This is a genomic window from Streptococcus caledonicus, from assembly GCF_042656225.1.
GTDB lineage: Bacteria > Bacillota > Bacilli > Lactobacillales > Streptococcaceae > Streptococcus > Streptococcus caledonicus.
The window spans coordinates 632,007-658,670 of sequence record NZ_JBHSOJ010000016.1 but is presented as its reverse complement, the minus strand read 5'-3'; the positions used below and the strand labels follow the sequence as shown (position 1 = coordinate 658,670).

The window sequence follows — 26,664 nt, the reverse complement described above, 5'->3', positions numbered from 1 at the left end:
CAAGGCTTGTCCAAGCGTTAGGAACAGGGTGACGACACGATTGGCAACAAGCAACTGCAAGCAGTCCTACCTCCATCTCTAAATAGCAGTTGCGCTCTTCGAGTTGCTTGTTTTTGAGCTGTAACTCTTCTTCTGGGGGTAAGGTTTGGTTTACTGTCTAACCCTTTACTTTTGCAATCTAGGGGTCCTTGACTACCATCCTTCTCAAACTTTCTCCCCCAGGAATAAACTTATTGGTAGGAAATACCATATTTCTCAATCGCTACCTGATAGTCCTTATCATGAATAATTGTGAAGTTGACAATCTCCACACGTTCTTCAAAAGTGGTTTTACGTCCCTGTTTCATACGACTTAATCCTTTACTAGTTGCTTTGATTTCTATACCACTAGTATACCGTTTTAGCCACTTTTCGAGAACACTTCTAGAGGATATTTGATACCTGTCACAAATAGTATACGTTGACCCTGTTCCATTAAGATAATCTTGTACAGCTTGTTCTTTGATTTCTTTTGAGTACCTCGTCCAAGTTTTCCTTTCTTTTAGTCCTGCTATACCTAGCTGTTTGTATTTACGAACCCAAGTTCTAATGGTGGTATCACTAACGCCATATTCCCTTATTAAGCTTGAAATGGATCTCCCTTTTTCTAAATACAAGTTAACAATCTCTAGTTTTTCTTCTACTGATTTTGGACTTCTTTTTGACATACGAAAACTCCCCTTTTAGTTTCTAGTGAATTTTTGTTTTTTCACTGTCCACTATAAGGGGAGTATATCATAATGTAATATAATCTTTTTCCAATTTTATTCAGTAATAGGCAACTTTTTCATTTCAAATCTCCTTATTGTTATTGATTACATAATACAATGAATGATAATAGTTTTCAACGAGTGATAGAATTGTTTAGTATTTCATGGTCTTGACTTCGCTTATTCTTTTAGTATACGAAAAATATTTAAACTTTCTTAAATAGTGTATAGTAGAACCAGTTTGATGTAGTGGTGAGTTGAAACTAATGACGCAAAAGATTCTAGTTGCAGGTAAGTTGAACAATCATAAAACGGCTAAAAAAGACTGGGAATAACAGTACACCAGTCTTCTTCATATATTAATTTTTGCAAGCTGATACAAATTCTTCTTTAGAAAATGCTTCATCAATGATAGCTTTTAACTCAGCAGCAGAAGCTTGCATTTTTTGCAATTCAGCATCGCTGAGCGGAATATTTACTGGACGAACAATACCGTGCGCACCGATAATAGCTGGTTGACCGATGAAGACATCTTCAACCCCTTCGTATTGACCAGCTTGGAAAACTGACAATGGAAGTACTGCATTTTCATCATCAAAGATAGCTTTTGTGATACGAGCAAGAGCAACTGCGATACCGTAGTAAGTAGCACCTTTTTTATTGATGATTGAGTAAGCGGCATCACGAACAGAGATGAAGAGATCAACAAGACCTTGTTCATCAATATCGCGGTTAGCTTGCAACCAGTCATAAAGTTTTACACCAGCAACGTTAGCGTGTGACCAAACAGCGAATTCTGAGTCACCGTGTTCACCCATGATGTAAGCATGGACAGAACGAGCATCAATACCGATTTTATCAGCAAGAGCTTGACGGAAACGAGCTGAGTCAAGTGATGTACCTGAACCAATAACGCGCTCTTTAGGGAAACCTGAGAATTTCCAAGTTGAATAAGTTAACACATCAACTGGGTTAGCTGCAACAAGGAAGATACCGTTGAAACCTGAAGCAACGATTTGAGTAACAACTTCTTTGTTAATACGCAAGTTTTTCTCAACGAGGTCAAGACGAGTTTCACCTGGTTTTTGAGGAGCACCGGCTGTCAAGACAACAAGGTCAGCATCGTGGCAGTCAGCGTAATCTGCAGCATAGATTTTTTTAGGTGAAGTGAATGCCAATGCGTGGCTCAAATCTTCTGCATCACCTTGAGTTTTTTCTTTAAAGATATCAATAATTCCAAGTTCTTGACCAATATTTTGTGTTACCAAAGCAAAAGCGTAAGATGAACCTACGGCACCATCGCCGACAAGGATCACTTTTTTGTGTTGTTTAGTTAAAGTCATGCTAAACGTCTCCTTATTTTTTTCTTTGGGAGATTCCCATACAACAAATATTCTATCATGTTATTTCTTGTTTGTCACTAAGTGAATAGTTAAAAATGAAAATTGCTTACAGAAAGCGATGCCAATGCTGATTTTCCAAGGAATTTATGTTATAATGATAGAAGACTTTTGAAAAGAAAAGGGGCATGTAAATGCAAGATAAAAACTTGGTAGATGTTAATCTAACGAGTGAGATGAAAACAAGCTTTATTGACTATGCAATGAGTGTTATTGTGTCACGCGCTTTACCAGATGTTCGAGATGGATTGAAACCTGTGCACCGTCGCATTTTGTACGGTATGAATGAGCTTGGAGTAACTCCGGATAAACCTCATAAGAAATCAGCTCGTATTACCGGTGATGTTATGGGGAAATATCATCCTCACGGCGATAGTTCTATTTATGAAGCCATGGTCCGTATGGCCCAATGGTGGAGCTATAGACATATGCTCGTTGATGGGCATGGAAATTTTGGTTCTATGGACGGGGATGGTGCTGCTGCTCAACGTTATACCGAAGCTCGTATGAGCAAAATTGCTCTTGAGATGCTACGTGATATCAATAAAAATACAGTTGATTTTCAAGATAACTACGATGGTTCAGAACGTGAACCGCTTGTTTTACCAGCTCGTTTTCCAAACCTTTTAGTTAATGGTGCTACTGGAATTGCTGTTGGTATGGCAACTAATATTCCACCTCACAATTTGGGAGAATCTATTGATGCTGTCAAATTAGTAATGGATAATCCAGATGTTACGACACGTGACTTGATGGAAGTGATGCCTGGACCAGATTTCCCAACGGGAGCTCTCGTGATGGGAAAATCAGGTATTCACCGTGCCTATGAAACAGGTAAAGGTTCGATCGTATTACGTTCTCGTACAGAAATTGAACTGACCAAAACTGGTCGCGAGCGCATTGTTGTGACAGAATTTCCATATGGTGTCAATAAGACGAAGGTCCATGAGCATATTGTTCGTTTGGCGCAGGAAAAACGTGTTGAGGGAATTACAGCTGTTCGTGATGAATCTAGTCGTGAAGGTGTTCGTTTTGTCATTGAAGTTCGTCGTGATGCATCAGCGAATGTGATTTTAAACAATCTTTTTAAACTAACAAGTCTTCAAACTAATTTTAGTTTCAACATGTTAGCGATTGAAAAGGGAGTCCCTAAAATTCTCTCATTACGCCAAATTATTGACAACTATATAGAACACCAAAAAGAGGTGGTTGTACGCCGAACGCGTTTTGATAAGGAAAAAGCTGAGGCACGTGCACATATTTTAGAAGGGTTATTAGTCGCTCTTGATCACCTTGATGAAGTTATTGCAATCATTCGTGGTAGTCAGACGGATGCAGAAGCACAAGCTGAATTAATGTCACGTTTTAATTTGTCAGAACGTCAAAGTCAAGCTATTTTGGACATGCGTCTGCGTCGTTTGACAGGATTGGAACGAGATAAAATTCAAGCAGAATATAATGATTTACTTACTTTGATTGCTGACCTAGCTGATATTCTAGCTAAGCCTGAGCGTGTTTCTACAATCATCAAGGAAGAATTGGACGAAACAAAACGCAAATATGCGGATGATCGTCGTACGGAACTTATGGTAGGGGAAGCATTAACTCTCGAAGATGAAGATCTTATCGAAGAAGAAGATGTTCTTATTACGCTATCAAGTAAGGGGTATATCAAACGTTTAGCCCAAGATGAGTTCCGATCACAAAAACGTGGCGGCCGTGGCGTCCAAGGTACAGGGGTCAACGATGATGATTTTGTTAAAGATTTAGTTTCAACATCGACGCATGACCATTTGCTATTCTTTACAAATCTTGGCCGTGTTTATCGCTTAAAGGCATACGAGATTCCAGAATATGGTCGTACAGCTAAAGGACTTCCTATTATCAATCTTTTGAAGCTTGATGAAGGGGAAAATATACAAACAGTTATCAATTTGACCCAAGAAGATTTCAAAAATAAACATTTCTTCTTTACGACTCGTCTAGGTGTTGTTAAGCGCACTAGTGTTTCTGAATTTAATAATATTCGTCAAAATGGTCTTAAAGCTTTGAACTTGAGAGAAGGGGATCAATTGATTAATGTCATTTTAACAAATGGGCAAGATGATATTATTATTGGTACCAAGACAGGATATTCTGTTAGATTCAGTGAAGACAATATTCGTAGCATGAGCCGTATAGCAACAGGTGTTAAAGGAATTACTTTAAGAAATGACGATATTGTCGTTGGTGCGTCAGCTATTTCTCAAGATCAAGAAGTTCTTGTCATTACTGAAAAAGGCTATGGTAAGCGTACAGCTGCTAGTGAATATCCGACTAAGGGACGCGGCGGTAAAGGAATTAAAACTGCTAATATTACTGAGAAAAATGGACCACTTGCTGGACTTTTAACAGTATCCGGTGATGAAGATATTATGATCATTACAGATACTGGTGTTATCATCCGTACTAGGATTGAAAATATTTCACAAACCGGTCGTTCGACACAAGGTGTTAAAGTGATGCGTCTAGATGAACAAGCAAAAATCGTGACCTTTGCTTTAGTGAAATCTGTAACTACAGATGAGGGAGGGATTGATGAGACGGAATAAAAAGAAATCCATTAAAACATTTTTGTACAATAGCCTGATTGTTATTTTGTTTATTGTTGGCTTAGCTCTGGTTTTTAATAAGTCTATTAGAAATACGTTGATTGCTTGGAATTCTAATAAATATCAAGTTTCTCAAGTATCAAAAGAGACTATTAAAAAGAACAATGAAAAAGAAGTCAGTTTTGATTTTTCGGCAGTTGAGCCTGTCTCTACAGAATCAATTTTAAAGTCTCAGATGGAAGCGCAGCTTCTTCCTGTTATAGGTGGAATTGCTATTCCAGAATTAAAAATTAATTTGCCTATTTTCAAAGGCCTTGGCAATACTGAATTATCCTATGGTGCTGGTACTATGAAGGAAAGTCAGGTTATGGGACAAGGTAATTACACGCTTGCTAGTCATCATATTTTTTCTATGGTCGGTGCTTCAGACATGCTTTTTTCACCACTTGAAAGAGCTAAAAATGGCATGAAAATCTATCTGACTAATAAAGAGACCATTTACACTTATGTGATTACCAGTATGGAAGTTGTGCAACCAGAAGCGATTTATGTTTTGGAAGATCACGACAACGTCAACGAAATCACACTAGTTACTTGTACAGATGCAGAAGCTACACAACGTATCATTGTGAAAGGTGTACTTGAAACACAGGTGGCATTTAATGATGCTGATCAATCAATACTTAAATCCTTTGAGCAAAATTATAACCAAGTTTCTTGGTAGTTTAGATTATCAAAAAATGATTCTTACTTATCAGAGTAGGAATCGTTTTTTATGTGTATGGAATAAACTAGAATTAATATTTGGAGGAGTAGTGCAGATTAACATAGAGGGGGTATGTTCGCATCTATAGATTTTCATGCTTATAGACAAAAAAATAAGCCCTCCTTGAGGACTTATTTTGGCGATAATCCAAACGTATCTAGATTATTTTAATACCATTTATAACAAATTAAATACTGTTAAATCAAGGATTCTTAGCAAAAGTTACACTTGTTCCTCAGCTTTTTTTAATTGTTATAAGGCTGTCTGATTTCCTTCACTGGAGAAAATCACTCCCACTCAACAGTTGCTGGTGGTTTACTTGTAATGTCATAGACGATACGGTTGACGTGATCCACTTCGTTTACGATACGGGTTGAGATTTTCTTAAGAACATCCCAAGGGAGTTGTGCAAAATCAGCTGTCATACCGTCAATAGAAGTGATGGCACGGATAGCGATGGTGTAGTCGTAGGTACGACCGTCCCCCATAACTCCAACAGAACGGACACCAGTGTTTACAGTGAAGTATTGCCATACGTCGCGGTCAAGGCCTGCTTTTGCAATTTCTTCACGAAGGATAGCATCTGATTCACGAACGGTTTCAAGTTTTTCCTCAGTAATTTCGCCCATCACACGGATTGCAAGCCCTGGTCCCGGGAATGGCTGGCGCCAAACAACTTCATCTGGCATGCCAAGTGCAGTACCAAGTGCGCGTACTTCATCTTTAAACAAGGTGTTGAGTGGCTCAATGAGTTTGAACTGCATGTCTTCAGGAAGTCCACCAACATTGTGGTGCGATTTGATGGTTTCAGCAGTCTCAGTTCCTGATTCGATGATATCTGTGTAAAGGGTTCCTTGTGCTAAGAAATCGACATCGGTGAGTTTACTTGCTTCATCGTCAAAGACGTAAACAAATTCATTACCAATAATTTTACGTTTTTTCTCAGGATCATCAACACCTGCTAAAAGACTCAAGAAGCGCTCAGAAGCATCAACACGGATGATGTTAAGACCAAATTTCCCACCAAGCATTTCCATTACTTGGTCGCCTTCATTTTTACGAAGAAGGCCGTGGTCAACGAAGATACAGGTTAACTGATCACCGATAGCGCGTTGAAGAAGGACACCAACGACTGATGAATCCACACCACCTGAAAGGCCAAGGAGAACTTTTTTGTCTCCAACCTTTTCACGGATGTTAGCGATTTCCATGTCGATGAAGTTATCCATTGACCAGTCACCACGCGCACCACAGATGTTTACGGCAAAGTTTTTGAGAATGTCGTTACCATAGACAGAGTGACGAACTTCTGGGTGGAATTGGATACCGTAGAAGTTTTTCTCAGTGTTTTCCATCGCAGCAAATGGGCAGTCAGCAGAGTCACCGACCAAGTGGAAACCTTCTGGAATCTCAGTGACGGCATCACCATGACTCATCAAAACAAGTTGTTCTTTAGGCGTTCCAGCAAATAGCTTAGATTCGGAACGAAGACGTAGTGTAGATTGACCATACTCACGGTTACCAGCTTCACTTGCTGGGACCACTTTTCCTCCAAGGGTATGTGTGATCAATTGCATACCATAACAGATTCCTAAAATGGGAATCCCAAGCTCAAAAATATCTTTGTCAATACCAAAGGCATTGTCAGCGTAGACAGAGTTAGGACCTCCTGAGAGGACGATTCCGATAGGATTGATGGCACGAAGCTCATCTGCTGTAATTTTATGGCTTTTAAGTTCTGAAAAAACACCAAATTCACGAATACGTCGTGCAATTAATTGATTGTACTGGCTACCGTAATCGAGAACGATGATTTTTTGAACATCAGTCAACGTTTCAGTCATGGATTCCCTTTCTTTTTACGTCAGATGTTATAGACGGTTTCTATCATTCTAGCATAAATTCTGGTTTTTTGCAGTCCTTTTTTCATTAAATATGGTAAACTAATCTTATGATAATGATTAAACCTTTTGAGAACCAACACGAAAAAAGTTGGGTTTATTGTAAAGCCCTTTCTTACTTATATTCAGACTTTTTTGATGATATCAGCCGTACTAAGGATAACTTTACGGATTTTTACGAAGACAGCATTGAACTCGTTGCTTTAGATGGAGACATAGTTGTTGGGCTACTAGATATTGGCATTTATTCTCGGGAAAATAGCAGAGCTTATGCCTATTATTCTTGTGACAAAGTCGCTTATTTTGCTAATTTAGCTGTCCATCCAGATTATCAGGGGCAGGGCATCGCAAATCAATTATTTGAACGAGCTGAGATTCTTCTTCGAGAAAAAGGGGTTGAAGCGCTAGCCATTTTTACAAGAGATGATGAAAAGGCGAACCACCTTTATCAGAAATGGGGAGCAGAAGTCATCAGTCGTGATTGGCTTGTTGTAGGGACACCGAAGTCACAGGAACAGTCTTTCACTTTTCAAGTGTTACCAGAACAGAAGCGGCTAGCATTTGTTACTGAGGATGGGGAGTTACCTTACTATCAGCGTGAGGGGTATTATATTGTCGCTAAAGAGAAAGATTTGGAGTTGTTTGAGATTGAGAAGGTCTATGAAGAACGTACCTACCTCAAACGATATCATTAGGAGGAGTAGCGATGGCGCCAGCCTATATTAGTATTCACGATGCCTTGAAGGAGCAGATTGATAAAGGCATTTGGAAGATTGGAGATCGTTTGCCTAGCGAACGGGACTTGGCAGATAATTTTTCCGTTAGCCGAATGACGCTTCGTCAAGCGATTACTTTACTGGTTGATGAAGGTATCTTAGAACGGAGAGTAGGAAGCGGAACCTATGTGGCCAGTAGACGGGTTCAGGAAAAAATGCGTGGTACAACGTCGTTTACCGAGATTGTGACAGCGCAAGGGAAGACCCCTTCTACGAAACTGATTTCTTATCAAAAGAAACTGGCTAGCCAGACGGAAATGGATCGTCTTCATCTGAAGAAAACGGATTATGTGATTCGAATGGAGCGGGTACGATATGCGGATAATATTCCGGTTGTTTATGAAGTGGCTTCTATTCCTGAGGAGCTGATTCGCAACGTTGAACGCCATGCTATTACGGAACATTTTTTTAAAACTTTAACTGACAATGGATATGAAATTGGCAAAAGTCAGCAAGTGATTTCAGCTAAAATTGCTAGTGAGCGTGTGGCAGACTATCTTTCGATTGCTAAAGGTCATGCTATTTTAGCGCTCACACAAGTTTCCTATTTTACAGATAATCGCCCATTTGAATATGTGAGAAGTCAGTATGTTGGAGATCGATTTGAGTTCTACCTAGAGAATAATTAGTTTACATAATTTAAATTATGATTTATTTGTAACGGTATATTCGCATATGTGGTGCTATCTGTGGCGAAACGACTATTGATTATGATGATAGTACAGCGTTAATGCGCAAGGTTGGGACTAAATCATTTAGGATTGTGTGATTCTTATAGATAATGTGGTGCTTGGGGTCTATTTGTGAGCGCCTTGGGTTTGACAATCAGGATAGCTGGTTATCTATTCCAGCGCTTATCTTGTCTAAACCAGAGTGTTCATGGTGGTACAGCTCAAAAGCTCTGCTATTTCCCCTATTAAAATCCTAGATATTATGGTAAAATATAGGACATGGAAATTGAAAAAACCAATCGAATGAATGCTCTTTTTGAGTTCTATGCAGCGCTTTTGACGGATAAGCAAATGAATTATATTGAACTCTATTACGCAGATGATTACAGCTTGGCAGAAATCGCTGAAGAGTTTGGTGTCAGTCGGCAAGCTGTCTATGACAATATTAAGCGTACAGAGAGAATTCTAGAGGATTATGAAATGAAACTGCACATGTATTCTGATTATATTGTGCGTAGTGAAATCTTTGATGAGATGACTGAGAAATATGCAAACGATGACTATTTGCAAGAAAAAATCTCTATTTTAATGAGTATTGATAATAGGGATTAAGCTGGTTGTTGAGCTTATGTGGCCAGCAAGAGTGAGAAGAAAAAAGGAGAGTAATAAAAATAGATGGCATTTGAAAGTCTAACACAACGCTTGCAAGGCGTGTTTAAAAATCTACGTCGTAAAGGAAAGCTAACGGAAAAAGAAGTTCAAGACGTTACAAAAGAAATTCGTCTGGCACTCCTTGAGGCGGACGTTGCACTTCCGGTTGTTAAGACATTTATTAAGCGTGTTCGTGAGCGTGCTATTGGTCATGAGATTATCGAAACTTTGGATGCGTCTCAACAAATCATCAAGATTGTTAATGAAGAATTAACAGCTATTTTAGGTTCTGAAACGGCAGAAATTGAAAAATCCCCTAAAATTCCAACAATTATCATGATGGTTGGTCTTCAAGGTGCTGGTAAGACAACCTTTGCTGGTAAACTGGCAAACAAGCTTATTAAGGAAGAAAATGCTCGTCCACTGATGATTGCGGCGGATATCTATCGTCCAGCTGCGATAGATCAACTTAAAACTCTGGGTGGGCAAATCGGTGTCCCTGTCTTTGATATGGGGACTGATACACCGGCTGTTGAGATTGTGCGCCAAGGTTTAGAAAAAGCGCGCGAGAATCACAATGATTACGTTCTTATTGATACTGCAGGTCGTCTCCAAATTGATGAAAAACTCATGCAGGAATTGCGTGATGTCAAAGCATTAGCGCAACCACATGAAATCCTTTTGGTTGTTGATAGCATGATTGGTCAAGAAGCTGCCAATGTTGCGCGTGAGTTTAACGGACAATTGGAAGTGACAGGGGTTATCTTAACCAAGATTGACGGTGATACCCGTGGTGGTGCTGCCCTTTCAATCCGTGAAATCACAGGGAAACCAATCAAGTTTACAGGTACTGGTGAAAAGATTACCGACATTGAAACCTTCCACCCAGATCGTATGGCTAGCCGTATTTTGGGCATGGGTGACTTGCTGACATTGATTGAGAAGGCTTCTCAAGAATACGACATGCAAAAATCAGCTGAGCTAGCTGAAAAAATGCGTGAAAACACCTTTGACTTCAATGACTTTATTGAACAGCTTGATCAAGTTCAAAACATGGGGCCAATGGAAGATTTACTTAAAATGCTTCCTGGAATGGCAGGTAATCCTGCCTTGGCAAACCTAAAAGTTGATGAACGTGAAATTGCTCGTAAACGTGCCATTGTCTCTTCAATGACACCAGCAGAACGTGAAAACCCTGAATTATTAACTCCAAGTCGTCGTCGTCGTATTGCAGCTGGTTCTGGAAATAGCTTTGTGGATGTTAATAAATTTATTAAAGACTTTAATCAAGCAAAATCAATGATGCAGGGGGTTATGTCTGGCGATATGGATAAAATGATGCGTCAAATGGGCATCAATCCTCACAATCTTCCTAAGAACATGCCTAATATGCCAGATATCAGTGGCATGGACATATCAGCTTTAGAAAGTATGATGGGTGGTTCTGGAATGCCTGATTTATCAGCGTTAGGTGGAGCAGGAATGCCAGATATGAGTCAAATGTTTGGTGGAGGTATCAAAGGTAAAGTTGGTCAATTTGCCATGAAGCAAATGATGAAACGCCAAGCTAATAAACTCAAAAAAGCGAAGAAAAAGCGTAAATAAGGGATTGTTTAATACAATAGCAATTTTTGTGAAATGTCTATCTTGATAGACATTTTTTGTTTTGTCTGTTATAATAGACAAAAAGGAGGGAGAAATGGTTTATATTGCTATTATTGGAGATGTTATCGACTCTAAAAAACTAACGACCCGTTCAGCAGTTCAAGATTCCTTACGTTTGGTTTTGGATGACCTTAATCAAGTCTACGCTGATAGTCTAGTATCTCCTTTTACATTGACATTAGGAGACGAGTTTCAAGCCTTGCTACACCCTCATGCCTCAGTGTTTCAAATGATTGATAGCATTCGAATCAAATTATACCCTGTGACCATTCGATTTGGGATTGGGATTGGTGAGATTGTTACAGCGATAAATCCCTTGAGAAGTATTGGGGCTGATGGACCAGCTTACTGGAATGCTCGCTCTGCTATTGCTTACGTTCATGACAAGAATGATTATGGGGTCACTAATATTCGTGTCAGTATAGGTGACTCATCATCGGAGAATGATCAACTGGTAAATGCTGTTTTAGCAATGGGGGAATTCATCTATGCCAAGTGGACAGATAAACATCGTGACATGTTAAAAGCCTTACTGGAAACAAAGCAGTATGATGAATGGTTTAGCCACCAAGAGCTAGCAAGACATCTTGGTATCGAGCCAAGTGGGTTGACAAAACGCTTGAAAGCGAGTGGTTTGAAGGTTTATTTGCGTGGTAGAAAACAAATAGGAGAGCAGATACAGACTTGGTGCAGGCAGTCTAAGATGGAGGGAACAAATGGGACTATCTAGGTATTTCATCACACATCCGTTATTACTGACCTTGTTTATCGCACATTTTCTGAGTGATTTTCATTGGGAGCAGCCATTGCCTGACGGACAAAAGCCATTTAGCAAGCAAATGATGTGGACACAGTTTCTTCGGATCACCATTCCTTTAGTGGTGCTTAGCCTAATCTTTCCAGAAATGACAATAACAAATGCTTGCCTTGTGTTGAGCCACATTGTTATTAGCCTTGTTAAACGCTTTTTACTAGACAAGTCGTTGCCTCTCTCTCAAGAACAAGGGATTTTTTTAATCAGTCAATGTGCTCACTTGTTAGTAATCGTGTGCTTTTATTGGTGGTTTTTAGTACAAAATGGTGAGGAAGTGATTCTATATCAATACGGTATTGATTGGGAACAGTTAGAATACTTATTGCGTGTTATTCTCTTTATACTTCTTGTCACCAAGCCAATGAATGTGATTTTTAAATTATTCTTTAGTAAGTATCAGGTGAAGGAGTTGTCTCATTTGTTACTTGAAAAGACCACACCAGAACGTGTGCATACGAAACAGGAAGAAGATACGGTGGTAGGAGCAGGAGCGCTGATTGGTAATCTTGAGCGAATCATCATGGGACTCTTTTTGATTTTAGGACAATATACTGCTATTGGTCTTGTCTTTACAGCAAAATCCATTGCGCGGTATGACCGAATTTCCAAGAGTCAAGCTTTTGCCGAATACTATCTAATCGGTTCCTTATTTAGTATTATCGCTGTAGTTATTATCTATTTCGTTTTATTTTAGTACAGTGTTAAATAGCCTTGAAAAACTCAAGTTCTATTATTAGCTTTTTTCCTTTTCTTTGTTAATCCACTATATTGCCTTAAACTAAAAAGATAAAACCCTCCCTTTTCGTTTTAACCGAGATAGGGAGGGTTTGCTGTTGTTCCAGTGGTTTGAACTTGCCAGAATAGTATCAATTAGTCATAAATGGTTTCCTAAAATACAGTTCTGTTTCAAGATAAAATACATGGGCAGGGAAGGTTAAATAAATTTAAGAATATCTTATCTCAATTTTAAAAAAGAGTCCAAGTAAAACGTTCAATTGATTTTCTTCTTAATTTAAATAAAACTTAAATTTGTTTTATTTAACCTATAGTTTGTAGGTTTCTTTTTTAACTAATAGGGAGCATACTTATAGATGTCTAAAAGAATACGCTTTCAAAGAAGTTCGTTCTTAACTTTTGATTATCCAAAGGAGGAAGAAATGGATAAACGTCAATTTTCTAAGTGTGCAGTAGGTTTAGTCTGTACAGCAGTCTTAGCGGGTGCGATATTACAAGCCAATGAATGCTTTAGGCTTCATGGCTTCCAACCAATGGTGGTTCAGGCACAAGAAAACACCAATCGTGCAACTGACAGTGTTGGAATCATAAACGAAATTCGTTCAGGTACAAGAGGACCACTTTATGGCGCGTATTTCCGTACTTGGCATGATAAAGCTGCGACGAAAAGTGAAGAGGCAGCAAGAGATGCGCAGGGAAATATTCAAAAGCAAGAAGTTAATCAAAATTTTGGAAGACCTAATACAATCTCAGAAGTACCTTCGGATGTGGATATGCTTTTTATTTTTGAAGACTGGACTCACAAGGATAGTCCATTTTGGAGAAAACTAAAAGATGAATATATCCCTAAAATGCATGCGCAGGGGACTATAGTTATTCAAACTATTGGTGTAAAAGAATTGAGTGGTAAGGCAGGACTATCTAAAGAAGTTTATAAAGAAGATACAGAAGAGAGTAACAAAGCTCTAGCTAAAGCTTTGGTCGAAAAATATGTCTATGATCGTGGTGTTGATGGATTAGATATTGATGTTGAACTAGGTGATTATAATGTTAGGACTGATGCTACTGTTACAGAGAAAGCAGAAATTATTCGTGCAAATAAAGTTTTTAAGGAGATAGCAACGTTAATTGGCAAGACTGGTAAAGATACCAATAAAATGTTAATTCTTGATACTACACTCGGAGTAGAGCATCATACTATTTTAAAAGAAAATGCCAAATCTTTAGATTTTGTCCTTCGTCAGTATTATGGCGCACAGGGACCAACATCAGATATGCACCGTAAAATTAATGAAGATTGGAAAGGTTACAGTAGCTATATAACTCCTCGTCAATTTATGATTGGATTTGCTTTCTATGAAGAGAATGCAGATTTAAACAATAACTTCTGGAATGATATTAAGGATTATGATCCTTCTAATCCAGAAAGTGGAAAAGATATTAGTGGTACGCGTGCTGAATCATATACAAAATGGCAACCAACAGGTGGTCTCAAAGGAGGTATGTTTGCTTACGCCATTGATCGTGACGGAGTAGGTCATCCTAAAAAAACTGAAGGAAAAGATCCATCTGATGAAATCGTCAAAACCGATTATACTGTTTCTAAAAAGCTAAAAGCTGAATTATTGAAGAATAAAGATTATACACTTATTGATAAAACGGACTTTCCAGATCCAGTACTTTTACAAGCGGTTAAAGAGCAAGTAAGCCCTTATCGTGGTGATTTATCTAAATATGATAAGGAACTTAAACTAACTGGGGAGATTACTAATTTGGAAGGTTTAGAAAAATTAACAAAACTTTCTTCTCTAGAAATGGATGGATTAACAAATTTAACAACTCTAAACGCTCAAGACTTGCCTAAATCTATTCGTGATACTGGTAATCTAAAATTATCTAATATGTCTGGACTTGAAAAATTAGAACTATCAAATAGTATGCTCCAATCTTTAGAGGAGCTTGGAATAGAGAGTATGACAAACTTGATGAAGTTTGACTTATCACATAATAAATTTGACTTTGAAGGTGATAAAGAACGTTTAGAACACTTGATAGCTGTAGTGAAAAAGAACAACCTATCGGCAAACAACAGCGATACAGTTTTTGAAGGGCAAAAACCAAGTGGCTATCTTCCTGAATCCTATGAAATAACAGAAGTAACAGTTCCAGCTGACGGTACGCCTTATAATATTTTTGAGGACGCAGTGTTTGGCAGTGTGACAAAATCCAATTTCTTTATTGGAAACTCTGATGAGTTTGAAGTTTACAAAACTAAAACAGTTGATGGTCGCACATTTGTTGATCAGAATTGGACATATAAAGACTTTAGTGCAAAATATGATAAACATACTGTTGTAAGCTTTACATCAACATTAAAAGAAGAAACAAATCGTTCACTAGGCACTTCAATTGATGAAAGTTATAATGTTTATGTTTATAACGGTAAGCAAAAAGTCCATCAAATGAAAGTTCATGTAGGACAAGGTAAGACATTTATGGAGAATTTAGCACTAGGAGCTAAAGTTTTAGGTGCTAGTCCAGACATGAGAGGGGTTATTAGAAATGTATTTGATGGAGATAAAAATACCACTTATAGATCATTTTCAGAGAACGGAATAATACTTGCAGATCTTGGAAATTTATGTCTAGTACGCCATTGGCGCATCTTTAATCCTGAGACAGGTATTGGAGGGAATTTAATTGAAAACCGTATTAAAGAAGCAACTATCTTAGTTCCAAAAGATCCATATATGACAGATATTTCAAAACTTAAATCAGAAGATTGGGTAGAAGTTGCTAATATTACGAATGGTAAATTGATTGAGGAAAACCCTGTAAATGTATTAACACGTTATTGCAAATTAGATATTAAAAAGACTTACAACGGTTATTCTCCATACCTCTCTGAATTCCAAATTCTTGGTTGGAAGATTAATGATGAACAATATCTTTCAGCATTGAAAGAAGCGAAAGAAGCTAAGGAAACAGCAACTACAGAACTTTCAGAAGTTACCATTAAAGCATTTGAACAAGCTGTCGAAGAAGCTAAAAAAAGATTGGAAGCAGGAGAACTAGACCAGGCAGGTATTGATGCTGTCGTAACAAAGTTGTCAGATCTTACCAATGGGTTAAAAGCACAAGTTGAGAATAAAAAAGCTGCTTACGATATTCAAGCAAATTATCGTACATTGATGAACACGGTTAAAACCTTGGAATATGACAATGGCATTTTCAAAAAAATTGCATTCCTTCAAAAAGAAATGATGACATTGGATTCACAAATTGATGAAAAACTAGGTGAGTTAGTTTGTGACGATACACTTGACGATTTAGTTTCTGAAATGAAAGCTAAAATGACAGCAGTAGCAGATCTTCTAGGTTTGACATTGAATGACAAATTTGAAGTCGAAACAGTTGTAGAACCAGAAGCAGCGACTGAAAAAGTTAGAGAGACTGAAAATTCGGAAACCAGTTCAGTAGAGACAGCTACTGAAACGGAGTAATTTTAAGAATAGTTCATCTTATTACATTTTCTAAAGTACAAAGGGTCCGAGAATTAAAATCTCAGACCTTTTGTATTATTAGAAAAATAATAATTTAAATCGTCCACCCATCGGGTAAGTTATGCTGAAATTCTTTTAAGGCATTAATTTTTAAGAGAAGGTAATTACCTGTGACCCCCACTAAAAAGCCAGATAAGATGCCACTAAATGACAGTATAGGGAGGTAATTTAAAACGAGCCAAGATTGTCCAATCATTGCAAAGACAAGAAGTTGTCCCATGTTATGCATAACACCTCCCATAACAGAAATACCAATAACACTTACGCGTTTTTGTCCAAGCTGTTTTAGGAGCAACATAGTGGTAAAGCTCAGCAATGTTCCAGCGAAAGCATATAAAAAGGTAGAAAAGGTCCCACTGAGAAAAGTTGATACTGTTAGTCTCAGCGAAACAACCTTGATACTATCTTTAGTTGGTAAGGTAAATAAGGAAATTATTGTAATAAGATTCCCTAATCCTAGACGAGCACCTGGAGCAAAGGCAAAAGGTGTAGGCAAGAAACGTTCAAAAAAGGAAATAACAACTGCCTGAGCAGCTAAAATTGTAATAAAGACAAGTTTACGATGATTTAAAGACATATCCTTATTTTATCATAAAACAAGAGTTTCTAGAGAACACGATGTTGATAATTGTAAAAAAGTTTGTTAAAATAATAACGTTATGAAAAAGGAGGCAAATCACTTGACAAAGAATATTGTAATTGTCGGTGCCGGTTATGCAGGGATTTCTGCAGCGCGTCATTTAGGTAAAACGTTTAAGAAAAATGATGACGTGACGGTTACATTGATTGATAAAAACTCGTTCCATACTTACATGACAGAGTTACATGAGGTTGCTGCAGGACGCATTGAACCAGAAGCGATTAAGTATGACTTGCAACGCATTTTCAAAAAATATCCAAAAGTAGATTTAGTGACAGACAAGGTTGTTTCGATTGACTATGACAAGAAACAGGTTGTCGCTGAGCACCAAACCTTAAACTTTGACTACCTTCTTCTTGCGATGGGTGGTGAAGCTAATGATTTTGGAATTGCGGGCGTTAAGGAAAACGGATTTACGTTATGGTCAATTGAAGCAGCAGAAGTGTTACATGATCATATTATTGATGCGTGCTACCGTGCAATGCGCGAACACGATGACGAAAAACGCCGTGCCTTATTGACCTTTACTGTTATCGGTGCAGGTTTTACAGGTATTGAAATGATTGGTGAGCTGATTGATTGGTTACCAATTTTAGCTAAGCAATTTAAACTTGATCCAAATGAGTTCTCGCTTAAAGTTGTTGAAGCGATGCCAAACATCCTTAACATGGTAACTGAAAAAGAGCAGGTTAAGGCCCGTAAATACCTTGAGAAAAAAGGTGTTGAGTTAATTCTTGCTGACGGTGTTACCAGTGTTGAAAAAGACAGTCTTTATCTATCATCAGGGCGTGTTATTCCTACTTATACGTCAATTTGGACAGCTGGTGTTCAAGCGATAAGTGACGCTGGTGAGTTTGGGATTGAAAAAGGCCGTGCTGGTCGTTTGATTGCAAACCAATTCATGGAAGCTAAAGGCAAAGAAAATGTCTATGTTGCTGGTGACTTGGTGTATTATGAAGATCCAAATGAAGGAGACCGCCCAACCCCTCAAATTGTTCAAGCAGCGGAACAAACTGGTCATACTGCAGCTCAAAATATTGCGGCAGCGATCACTGGTGGTGAAAAACACGCTTATAAAGGAAAATATGACGGTTTTATGGTATCTATTGGAGCAAAATACGGTGTGGCATTCTTGATGAACAAATACCACATGTCTGGTTTCCTTGCTATGGCTGTTAAGCACTTGATTAATTTGGTTTACTTCTTTGGTATCCGTAGTTTCTACAATATCGGTGCTTATGTTCGCCATGAGTTCTTTGATGTTCGTGATGGGCGTAATATTTTTGGTAGTCACTTATCAAGCAAGGGCAATCGCCTTTGGTTGGTACCACTTCGTGTCTTCTATGGATCAGTTTGGCTCTATGAAGGAGTAAAAAAAGCCTTTGGACTCTTTGGAACAAACTCGTGGTTTGGTGATAAAGTAGTTTTCCCATTCTCTTGGTTACACGAAGCTGCTGAAGCAACATCTGGTGCCTCAGAGGCGGCTACTGAAACTGTTTCAGCAGCATCTGGCGCAGTTGCTGAAGCAACAACAGAATCAGCGCATCAAATTTTTAGTTTGAGTTATGCTTATGGTGAAGAGCCAATGCAAGTCCTAAAGGAGATGCCAGATTGGTTTGCTGCTATTATGAAATTCATGCTTCCTAATCAGGATGTTGCTCTATTCATGCAAAAATTCATGACCGTTGTCGAGATTGCTATTGGTCTTGCTCTTATTGCCGGTGCCTTTGTATGGTTGGTAAGTGCAGTTACAGCTGCCTTTGTTGTTATGTTTAGTTTATCAGGTATGTTCTATTGGGTGAACATTTGGTTCATTCCAGTTGCGATTGCTCTAATGGGTGGCGCAGGACGAAGTTTTGGTCTTGATTATTGGATTATGCCATGGCTTGGTAAGCATCTAGATCGGTTTATCTACGGTCAGCCAAGACATATTTATCATAAAAAATCATAAAATTCTGATAAAGTTGCACGATTTCGTGATATAATAAAAATGAGGGTTACCAAGTTGGTAGCCTTTATTTACATGTTAAAGGAGTTCACGTGGTACATCGCATTTGGGATTCATATCCAACCATTCAGGAAAACTTAGAACAGGTTAAACAAATTATGATGTCGGAGTTGCGGGTTAATCATCCTGATATCAAAGCAAAAATTTTGGAATATATTGATGCTCCTGGAAAATATGTACGTGCAGGCTTAAGTTTATTATTAGCCATGGAGGAAGATGGTCATATCCCAGAGGGAAAATTGTATTTGGCAGCCTATGTTGAAATGTTACATTTAGCTACATTAATTCATGATGATGTGATTGATGTTGCTGATAGTCGAAGAGGCATAGAAGTGATTAATAAAACTTTTTCGAATCGAGTAGCTATCTATGCAGGTGATTACTTACTAGCCTATGCTAATCGCTTAGCCCTTAAAGGTACTGATTTACTGAAAGTTTCTTCGGACGACGCTCAAGTGTTTAATCCTTACCTAGTTGAAAGGGTATTAACTGGTGAATTGGCACAATTGATGAATCAATACAGCTCCCAAATGACGATGAAGGCTTATCTCAAACAAATTCAAGGGAAGACAGCATTTTTATTCGCTTTGGCCTGTCAGTTGGGGGCTTGGAGAAAGCATATTTCACGTAAAGAGAGTAAATTAGCTTTTCAAATTGGTCAAAATATTGGAATGGCTTTTCAAATCTCGGATGACCTAATTGACTATCGTGTCTCTCAGAGTCACTCAGGCAAACCTCGTATGCAAGACGTTCAAAATGGCATTTATACGGCTCCTTATCTTTTAGCGCAAGCTTCTTCAGAAAAATTTAGAAAATACATAGCGACGATTGATCTTAGATACCTTTCTGAGGATAATCTTCTAAAAATCCATGAATTGTTAGAAGAAGTTGAAGCATTTACCAAAACTGAAGATTTAGTTGATAAATTTATGTCTAAAGCTTTTATTTGTATAGATAAAAAAATTATTCCTGATACCAAAAAACTGAAAATTTTCTTGGAACAGTTGATGAATCGACAGTTTTGATGGAATTGTTTGAACTATAAAAATAGTATCTGAGAATACGTTTTAGTCTAGACAAGGTTTGTGATATATGTTACAATATCTTTATAAACAAGGAAGGAATTTTTCAAAAAATGAAAAAGAAAATTGTATTAGCATCAATGCTATTTGCATCAGTTTTGGCTCTCGCTGCTTGCGGTAACTCTTCTGAAAAAGAATCTGCCAAAGAAACAACTGAAGCTGTTAAAGTTGAGAAAAAAGAAACTGCAGCGGCAGAACTTAAAGATGGTACTTATAAAGCTGAAACTGGATTTGATGATCGTGGTTGGAAAGCAGTCCACACCATTACTGTTTCAGGTGGTAAAGTGACTGAGTCTACATTTGACTATGAAAATAAAGATGGTGCATTGAAGTCAGAAGACGAAGAGTACAACAAAAATATGGAATCTAAATCTGGTATTTCGTCAAAAGACGCAACTGATCAAATGGACAAAGCTTTTGTTGAAGCACAATCAGCTGATATTGAAGTTGTAACAGGTGCAACACATTCAACTGAAAACTTCAAAGCAACTGCAGCAGCACTTTTGGAAGCAGCAGCAGAAGGTAACACTGAAACAATCGTATTGAAATAATTCAGTACAGAGAAATGATTAAGTACCTCGCTTATAAAGGGGTACTTTTTGCATTGAGGAAAACACATGAAAACTAACTGTCTAAAATTACTAACCGTTGTTTTTATAAGCCTTTTTGCTTTAACTGCCTGTTCTTCTCAAGAAAAAGCAGGGCTAAAGGTGATTGACAAGCCAGAGACTCGAACAGAATCTTTACTTCACACGGTTGTTCAGCTCAGCATTTATCACAAAAATCAAGAAGAAGCAATGGATGAAGCCCTTGATTATATTAGAGATATGGAGGCGCTTCTTTCTACTAATCTTGAAGGATCTGATGTTTATAAAATCAATCATGCCGCAGGGGAAGCAGCTGTCAAAGTTCATAAAGAAACTTTTGATATCATTGAAGCTGCTGTTGCTATGTCTGAGAATAGCCAAGGGAAGTTTGATATTTCTATTGGAGCTGTTAGTAATCTTTGGAAAATTGGAGATACAGATGCTAGAGTTCCTTCTCCTGAAGAAATTTCAAATGCTCTTGGTTATATTGATTATCAGCGTATCAAACTGGATAAGACAAAGCAGTCAGTATATATTGAGCAAGGAATGACTTTAGAACTTGGAGCCATTTCTAAAGGCTATATTGCTGACGGTGTTAAAAAAGTCTTTGAAAAACATGGGATTACAACAGCTATTATTAATCTAGGTGGCAATGTTCTTGTGATGGGAACGTCTCCAAAAACTGATGAAGGATGGACTGTTGGGGTTCAAAATCCTAACGAAGTCCGTGGAGAAACAGTTGGTTCTGTAAAAGTTCGTGATAGTTCAGTTGTTACTTCAGGGATTTATGAGCGCTATTTGGAAGGGCCAGATGGAGAAATTTATCATCATATTTTAGATCCTAAAACGGGATATCCTGTTGAAAATACTATATCTGGCGTCACTGTTTATACAAAAACGTCGATTCAAGGAGATGAATTTTCAACTAGCCTTTTCTTATTAGGGATTAAAGAAGGGTTAAAATTAATTGATGAAACTGAGGGTGTAGAAGCAGTATTTATTGATAAAGATAAGGGCCTTCATCTTAGTAAAGGTCTTAAAAATAAATTTGAATTAAGAAATGAGGATTATCATATTGTCGACTAAACACAATCCATTGACATTTCCTATTTTCTTGGAATTTGTTGAACTTCGGACCAAGGTTGCCAGTGTCTTTCCAATGTTGATTGGATTTCTATGGGCCTTTTATCATTATAATGCTTTTAACACTCTCAATACGGTTCTATTTATTCTGTCTGTTATTAGTTTTGATATGTGCACAACAGCTATTAATAACACGATGGACTATAAAAAAGCTCTTGATACAGATTACAAGGAACGAGATAACGTTATTGGTGCTAATAAGCTGAATTTTCAACAAATGGTTCAGATTATTTTAGGACTCTTGAGCTTTTCTATTTTGTTGTCATTAATTTTGGTTTGGAGAACAGATATTATTTTACTACCAATTGGAATATTATGTTTTTTGATTGGCATTTTTTACACCTTTGGTCCAATCCCCTTATCACGTTTACCTTTAGGTGAACTGTTTTCTGGGGTGACGATGGGATTTGGTATTTTTTTTCTAGCTATCTTCATCCAAAAGCCAAATCTTCTAGTTGCAAGTCATCTATCAGAAAATTTCTATCAAATTAATATCGCATGGTTTGAACTAATTAAAACAGTGTTTCTAAGTTTACCGTTCATTTGCTTGATTGCTAATATTATGTTGGCTAATAATTTATGCGACTATGAACAAGATGTTAAAAATGGTCGTTTTACTTTAGTTCATTATATTGGAAAAACCAGAGGCATCACACTTTATAGCATTTTAAATCTCACACCATGGATTTTGTGGTCGATTTATCCTTTAGCAGGGCTTTTACCCAAATGGGTATGGACTGGGCTTTTATTAATAAAGCTAAATCTTACATTTTTAAAAGAATTTCGTCAAAAGCAGGTTAAACGTTTAACGTTTACTTGCGCAATTAAAAGTTTTGTTCTATTTTCGGCTCTCTATCTACTAACCCTTGTGTTAGCAACTGTCACTGGTTAACAAAACGGTTGGAGGGGTAAATCTTTAACAATTGGTATGCTAAAAAGGCATAGAAATAACGTTTTTTGATAACGTCATTTCTATGCCTTTTATTTTTTATTAAATTGGTAAGATGAGTTCTTCTTCCTCATCATTTCCTTCAGGTGCTTGAATTTCAATAATGAGTTGATGAGGGAGACAGATTGATAGTTGTCCCGTACGACTAATCCAGCCGGTATTAACAGCAATTTGATCTGGACTATTGTCTTCTTTGACACGGATACGAGAACCATCCACTTCAACGATATTATACTGGCCATCGGCAGGATAGTAAGTCTTTTCAAAGTGCTTACCACCTTCTGTTAAGGGAAATTGATCAACAACTTCGCCATGGATTTTAACAATGGCAACCAACTGAAGGGGATTGGTTTGCTTTCCTGCTTGATGCCAAGTGATACCAGCAGGAATAAAGGATAGCACGATAGACAAACCGATAAAAAGATAATCATAGGGTTTAAATTGTTTCAATAGCTGTTTCACATCCTTTATTTTATCGGAAAAGAGAGTGTTTGTAAAGAAAATGATTGTTTTTTACATAACTTTGGTTATGTAAAAAACTGTTGTGCTTCGAAAACCACTAGCTGTGCTAGTGGTTCAAAAGAGATTTCTGCATGGTAACAAAAAAACTCCCGAATTGATAAGATAGAAGTGTTTTCTCCGCCATTAAATCTTAATCACAAAGGAGGTCCCTTCATGAGAGAGGATTTATCACATACTACGTATAATTGTAAATATCACATTGTTTTTACACAAAAAATATTGTTGACAAATTATTGATGGTTGTTACAAAGCAAGTATCGGAGAAAAATCATATATTTATGTGAACGAAAAGGGTTATCATCCATGAAGCGAATGCTTGTCCCGACCATATTCATATACTTGTAAGTATACCGCCAAAACTAAGTGTTGCTAGTTTTATGGGCTATTTAAAGAGTAGTTTGATGATTTTCGACAAACATGCTAATCTCAAGTACAAGTATAGTAATCGTAAATTTTGGTGTAAAGGATATTACGTTGATACAGTTGGTCGAAATCAAAAAGTGATAACTGAATATTTTCGAAATCAACTTAAAGAAGATATCAAAGCAGATCAACTAACATTATTTTAGACGGAAGATCCATTCAGAGGAGACCAATTCGATGGCTTTTGGATCTAGCCGGTATAGCGACTTATAGCCGCAGAACAATCTATTTTATGTGATATCTGGTGGCGATAATTATTTTTGTAGAAAAAAGTGATAGAAATTTGTTGCAGAGGCTATCATTAAAAAAGTTTAATTAGGCTATAGCTGAAGGAAACTATAACGTAAAATTGCAATATTTTACCCTTTCGATAAGGAAGTTTTCCGTTATTGAAAGGGTTTACTTAAATGTATACTAGTTTTATACTGGATTTATCAAGCAGAAAGGAAAAAAACATGACAAATTCAAATTTTATGGCATTTCCTGACGGATTTCTCTGGGGCAGCTCTACATCAGGGCCTCAAAGCGAGGGGATAATTGAAGGAGATGGTAAGGGGGATAGTAACTGGGATTTTTGGTATCGGACATCACCAGAATTGTTTCATCATCAAATTGGCCCAGAACGTACCTCTACCTTTTATGAAAATTATCAGAATGATCTTAAATTGCTAAAAGAAACTGGACATAAGGTATTTAGGACTTCAATTCAATGGTCCAGGTTGATTCCAACTGGTCGAGGGGAAATTAATTTTAAGGCTGTTGAGTTTTACCGTAATGTGTTTAAGGAGGTTAATGTATTAGGAATCAAGTTGATTGTTAATTTATATCATTTTGATTTGCCATATTGTTTACAGGAAATTGGAGGTTGGGAAAATAAAGAAATAGTTTTTGCCTATGAAGCATACGCTAAAGAATGTTTTAGATTATTTGGAGATTTAGTTGATACTTGGATTACTTTTAATGAACCAATTGTTCCTGTTGAGGCAGGATACTTAGGCAAATTTCACTATCCTGCAAAAGTTGATGCTAGAGCTGCTGTACAAGTAGCCTATAATACCCAGTTAGCAAGCTCTTTAGCAGTAAAAGCATGTCATCAAAATAACGCTAGTCATAGGATATCAATTGTCTTAAATCTAACACCAGCTTATCCTAGAAGCCAATCTCATGAGGATATCAAGGCAGCTAGAATTGCTGAGTTGTTCCAAACTAAAAGTTTCTTAGATCCCTCTGTTTTAGGAGAATATCCAAAAGAGCTTGTCGAAATTTTATCGGAGTATGGGCTTACTCCAGATTATACTGAAGAAGAATTAGTAATTATTAAAGAAAATACAGTTGATTTTCTGGGAGTTAATTATTACCAGCCTCTACGTGTTCAAGCTCCTCAAAAAAATAAAGAGTTTGATATGGTAACACCTGATATTTTCTTTGAACATTACGATATGCCAGGTAAGAAAATGAATCCGCATCGAGGATGGGAAATTTATGAAAAAGGTCTTTATGACATTGGCATTAATTTAAGAGATCATTATAATAATATTGAATGGCTTGTTACTGAAAATGGTATGGGCGTTGAAGGGGAGGAGAAGTTCCGTGAAAATGGCTATATTATAGATGATTATAGGATTGAATTTATCAAAGGTCATTTAATAGAACTCCATAGAGCTATTGCTGAAGGAACAAACTGCAAAGGATACTTGTTATGGACGTTCATTGATTGTTGGTCTTGGCTCAATGCCTATAAGAATCGATATGGATTAATTGAACTGAATTTAACCACTGAAGAAAGAATTATAAAAAAATCGGGTTACTGGTTTAAAGAATTAAGTGAGCAAAATGGTTTTTTGAATACAAAGGAAAGCTAGAGGAAATAATATGGAATTAGGATTTTCAATGTATCCAGAGCAATATCCTTTGCAGACTTCTTTTGAATATATCAACATGTTAGCAGACTATGGTGCAAAAAGGTTATTTTTAAGCCTTTTACAGATTGATACAGATAGTTCTGATTGTTTTCAAATCTATAAAGACATTGTTCAATATGCCAATTCGAAAGGAATTAGAGTAGTTGCAGATATTAGTCCTCGTTTTATTGAAGCTCATAGGTGGCGGTTAAATTTGATGGAAATGGCTCATGAATTTGGACTTTCTGGAATACGTTTAGATGAATCTTTAGATATCTCAGAAATAACGAAACTCACTCATAATAAATACGGAATCAAAATTGAATTAAATGCAAGTACTGAAGATAAATTGTTAAAAGAGCTTTTAAGTGAAGGTGCAAACAAAGAGAATCTTATGGGATGCCATAATTTTTACCCTCACCGTTACACAGGACTGAGTAGGGAACATTTTTTAAAGATGTCACAAATTTATCACGAACACCAGATAGAAACGTCAGTTTTCATTAGTTCGAATACGGCATCGGAGGGGCCCTGGCCTGTTTCTGAAGGCTTACCGACATTAGAAGAATTACGTGATTTGCCAATTGAACTTCAAGTAGATATTCTAAAGTGTACAGGTTTGTTTGATAATGTCATTGTTTCCAATCAATGGATACAAGAAACGGAATTGAAAAGTTTGGTTGACCGTTTAGCAGATGAAAATATCATCTTTAAATATCATCCTTATGAACCATCGGATATTGAAACTGCTATTTTAGAAAGTCAGCATCGGTATCGGGGAGATATTTCAGATTATGTCATTCGGTCGACAGAATCAAGGTTAGCATTTGTTGATGCTGATATATCACCTCGTAATGAAAATGCAATTGAACATACAGCTAGAGGTGTTCTTACAATTGATAACAACCATTATTTGAGGTATAAGGGAGAACTTCAAATTGTGCTTAAACCTTATCCAAAATCCCCTAAAGTGAATATAGTGGGAAAAATCGATGATAACTATTTGATACTTTTGGATTATATTAAGCCATGGCAATTGTTCAAATTATTTCTTTGTTCTTAAAAATTCCCTTTTGATAAGGAAAAAGACAGTTTCTAAAAGCAGAGAAGCTTTGCTATAATAACAT

Annotated in this window: 20 protein-coding genes and 2 pseudogenes; 17 read left to right on the top strand and 5 right to left on the bottom strand. The window is 37.2% G+C overall.

Features of this window, described 5'->3' with window-relative positions:
* Together ACFPQ3_RS07090 and ACFPQ3_RS07085 are read right to left on the bottom strand one after the other, a co-directional pair.
* Positions 1 to 707 (bottom strand): annotated as a pseudogene (locus ACFPQ3_RS07090) (helix-turn-helix domain-containing protein); the annotation flags it as partial.
* A gap of 401 nt (positions 708 to 1,108) precedes the next feature.
* Positions 1,109 to 2,092 (bottom strand): L-lactate dehydrogenase, encoded by a 984-nt coding sequence (locus ACFPQ3_RS07085; protein WP_156805169.1) that lies wholly within the window; start codon positions 2,090 to 2,092, stop codon positions 1,109 to 1,111.
* Between the two features lie 191 nt (positions 2,093 to 2,283).
* On the opposite strand from ACFPQ3_RS07085, the gene gyrA reads away from it, so the two are divergent.
* Positions 2,284 to 4,740 carry a DNA gyrase subunit A gene (gene gyrA, locus ACFPQ3_RS07080; RefSeq protein WP_156805170.1) on the top strand — a complete coding sequence of 819 codons (2,457 nt, stop codon included), beginning with the start codon at positions 2,284 to 2,286 and terminating at the stop codon, positions 4,738 to 4,740.
* Positions 4,727 to 5,464 (top strand): class A sortase, encoded by a 738-nt coding sequence (locus tag ACFPQ3_RS07075; protein ID WP_232323162.1) that lies wholly within the window; start codon positions 4,727 to 4,729, stop codon positions 5,462 to 5,464. The genes gyrA and ACFPQ3_RS07075 overlap by 14 nt, the downstream gene beginning before the upstream one ends.
* A gap of 329 nt (positions 5,465 to 5,793) precedes the next feature.
* On the opposite strand, the gene guaA is transcribed toward ACFPQ3_RS07075, so the two are convergent.
* Complete coding sequence (guaA, locus tag ACFPQ3_RS07070) at positions 5,794 to 7,350, bottom strand: glutamine-hydrolyzing GMP synthase (RefSeq protein WP_156805172.1); 1,557 nt, start codon at positions 7,348 to 7,350, stop codon at positions 5,794 to 5,796.
* 110 nt (positions 7,351 to 7,460) lie between these two features.
* Here guaA and ACFPQ3_RS07065 point away from each other — a divergent pair, with 110 nt between their 5' ends.
* The 7 genes from ACFPQ3_RS07065 (at position 7,461) to ACFPQ3_RS07035 (ending at position 16,222) form a co-directional block, all read left to right on the top strand.
* Positions 7,461 to 8,102 carry a GNAT family N-acetyltransferase gene (locus tag ACFPQ3_RS07065; protein WP_156805512.1) on the top strand — a complete coding sequence of 214 codons (642 nt, stop codon included), beginning with the start codon at positions 7,461 to 7,463 and terminating at the stop codon, positions 8,100 to 8,102.
* Positions 8,103 to 8,113: 11 nt separating this feature from the next.
* On the top strand, positions 8,114 to 8,812 hold the full coding sequence (locus tag ACFPQ3_RS07060; protein ID WP_156805173.1) for a GntR family transcriptional regulator: 699 nt from the start codon (positions 8,114 to 8,116) through the stop codon (positions 8,810 to 8,812).
* A 321-nt stretch (positions 8,813 to 9,133) separates the two neighbouring features.
* Positions 9,134 to 9,466, top strand: a complete 333-nt coding sequence (locus ACFPQ3_RS07055; protein WP_156805174.1) for a putative DNA-binding protein — start codon at positions 9,134 to 9,136, stop codon at positions 9,464 to 9,466.
* A 63-nt stretch (positions 9,467 to 9,529) separates the two neighbouring features.
* Positions 9,530 to 11,110 (top strand): signal recognition particle protein, encoded by a 1,581-nt coding sequence (ffh, locus tag ACFPQ3_RS07050; protein WP_156805175.1) that lies wholly within the window; start codon positions 9,530 to 9,532, stop codon positions 11,108 to 11,110.
* A 94-nt stretch (positions 11,111 to 11,204) separates the two neighbouring features.
* Entirely contained in the window at positions 11,205 to 11,900 is a 696-nt protein-coding gene (locus tag ACFPQ3_RS07045; RefSeq protein WP_156805176.1) for a SatD family protein, read from the top strand.
* A complete protein-coding gene (locus tag ACFPQ3_RS07040) occupies positions 11,887 to 12,678 on the top strand; it encodes a DUF3307 domain-containing protein (RefSeq protein WP_156805177.1) in 792 nt (263 codons plus the stop codon). Before ACFPQ3_RS07045 ends, ACFPQ3_RS07040 begins: the two co-directional genes overlap by 14 nt.
* Before the next feature lie 463 nt (positions 12,679 to 13,141).
* The gene (locus ACFPQ3_RS07035) at positions 13,142 to 16,222 is read left to right on the top strand and encodes an EndoS/ChiA family endoglycosidase (RefSeq protein ID WP_156805178.1); all 3,081 of its coding nucleotides are present in this window, start codon (positions 13,142 to 13,144) and stop codon (positions 16,220 to 16,222) included.
* 94 nt (positions 16,223 to 16,316) lie between these two features.
* On the opposite strand, the gene ACFPQ3_RS07030 is transcribed toward ACFPQ3_RS07035, so the two are convergent.
* Positions 16,317 to 16,859 (bottom strand): Gx transporter family protein, encoded by a 543-nt coding sequence (locus ACFPQ3_RS07030; protein WP_156805179.1) that lies wholly within the window; start codon positions 16,857 to 16,859, stop codon positions 16,317 to 16,319.
* A 103-nt stretch (positions 16,860 to 16,962) separates the two neighbouring features.
* Between ACFPQ3_RS07030 and ACFPQ3_RS07025 the strand changes: the two genes are divergently transcribed.
* The 5 genes from ACFPQ3_RS07025 to ACFPQ3_RS07005 all read left to right on the top strand — a co-directional run bounded on the left by ACFPQ3_RS07025 (position 16,963) and on the right by ACFPQ3_RS07005 (position 22,634).
* Positions 16,963 to 18,873 (top strand): NAD(P)/FAD-dependent oxidoreductase, encoded by a 1,911-nt coding sequence (locus ACFPQ3_RS07025; protein ID WP_156805180.1) that lies wholly within the window; start codon positions 16,963 to 16,965, stop codon positions 18,871 to 18,873.
* An 89-nt stretch (positions 18,874 to 18,962) separates the two neighbouring features.
* Positions 18,963 to 19,955, top strand: a complete 993-nt coding sequence (locus ACFPQ3_RS07020) for a polyprenyl synthetase family protein (RefSeq protein ID WP_156805181.1) — start codon at positions 18,963 to 18,965, stop codon at positions 19,953 to 19,955.
* A gap of 110 nt (positions 19,956 to 20,065) precedes the next feature.
* Positions 20,066 to 20,563: an FMN-binding protein gene (locus ACFPQ3_RS07015; protein ID WP_156805182.1), complete on the top strand. Its 498-nt coding sequence runs from the start codon at positions 20,066 to 20,068 to the stop codon at positions 20,561 to 20,563.
* 66 nt (positions 20,564 to 20,629) lie between these two features.
* A complete protein-coding gene (locus ACFPQ3_RS07010) occupies positions 20,630 to 21,685 on the top strand; it encodes an FAD:protein FMN transferase (RefSeq protein ID WP_156805183.1) in 1,056 nt (351 codons plus the stop codon).
* A complete protein-coding gene (locus ACFPQ3_RS07005) occupies positions 21,660 to 22,634 on the top strand; it encodes a 1,4-dihydroxy-2-naphthoate polyprenyltransferase (protein ID WP_156805184.1) in 975 nt (324 codons plus the stop codon). The genes ACFPQ3_RS07010 and ACFPQ3_RS07005 overlap by 26 nt, the downstream gene beginning before the upstream one ends.
* Before the next feature lie 99 nt (positions 22,635 to 22,733).
* Here ACFPQ3_RS07005 and ACFPQ3_RS07000 read toward each other — a convergent pair whose 3' ends face one another.
* A complete protein-coding gene (locus tag ACFPQ3_RS07000; RefSeq protein WP_156805185.1) occupies positions 22,734 to 23,141 on the bottom strand; it encodes a NusG domain II-containing protein in 408 nt (135 codons plus the stop codon).
* Between the two features lie 225 nt (positions 23,142 to 23,366).
* Between ACFPQ3_RS07000 and tnpA the strand changes: the two are divergent.
* The 3 genes and pseudogenes from tnpA to ACFPQ3_RS06985 all read left to right on the top strand — a co-directional run bounded on the left by tnpA (position 23,367) and on the right by ACFPQ3_RS06985 (position 26,600).
* Positions 23,367 to 23,782, top strand: a pseudogene (tnpA, locus tag ACFPQ3_RS06995) (IS200/IS605 family transposase).
* A gap of 309 nt (positions 23,783 to 24,091) precedes the next feature.
* Complete coding sequence (locus tag ACFPQ3_RS06990; RefSeq protein ID WP_156805186.1) at positions 24,092 to 25,498, top strand: glycoside hydrolase family 1 protein; 1,407 nt, start codon at positions 24,092 to 24,094, stop codon at positions 25,496 to 25,498.
* Positions 25,499 to 25,508: 10 nt separating this feature from the next.
* Positions 25,509 to 26,600 (top strand): DUF871 domain-containing protein, encoded by a 1,092-nt coding sequence (locus tag ACFPQ3_RS06985; protein ID WP_156805187.1) that lies wholly within the window; start codon positions 25,509 to 25,511, stop codon positions 26,598 to 26,600.
* The last annotated feature ends 64 nt before the right edge of the window (positions 26,601 to 26,664 follow it).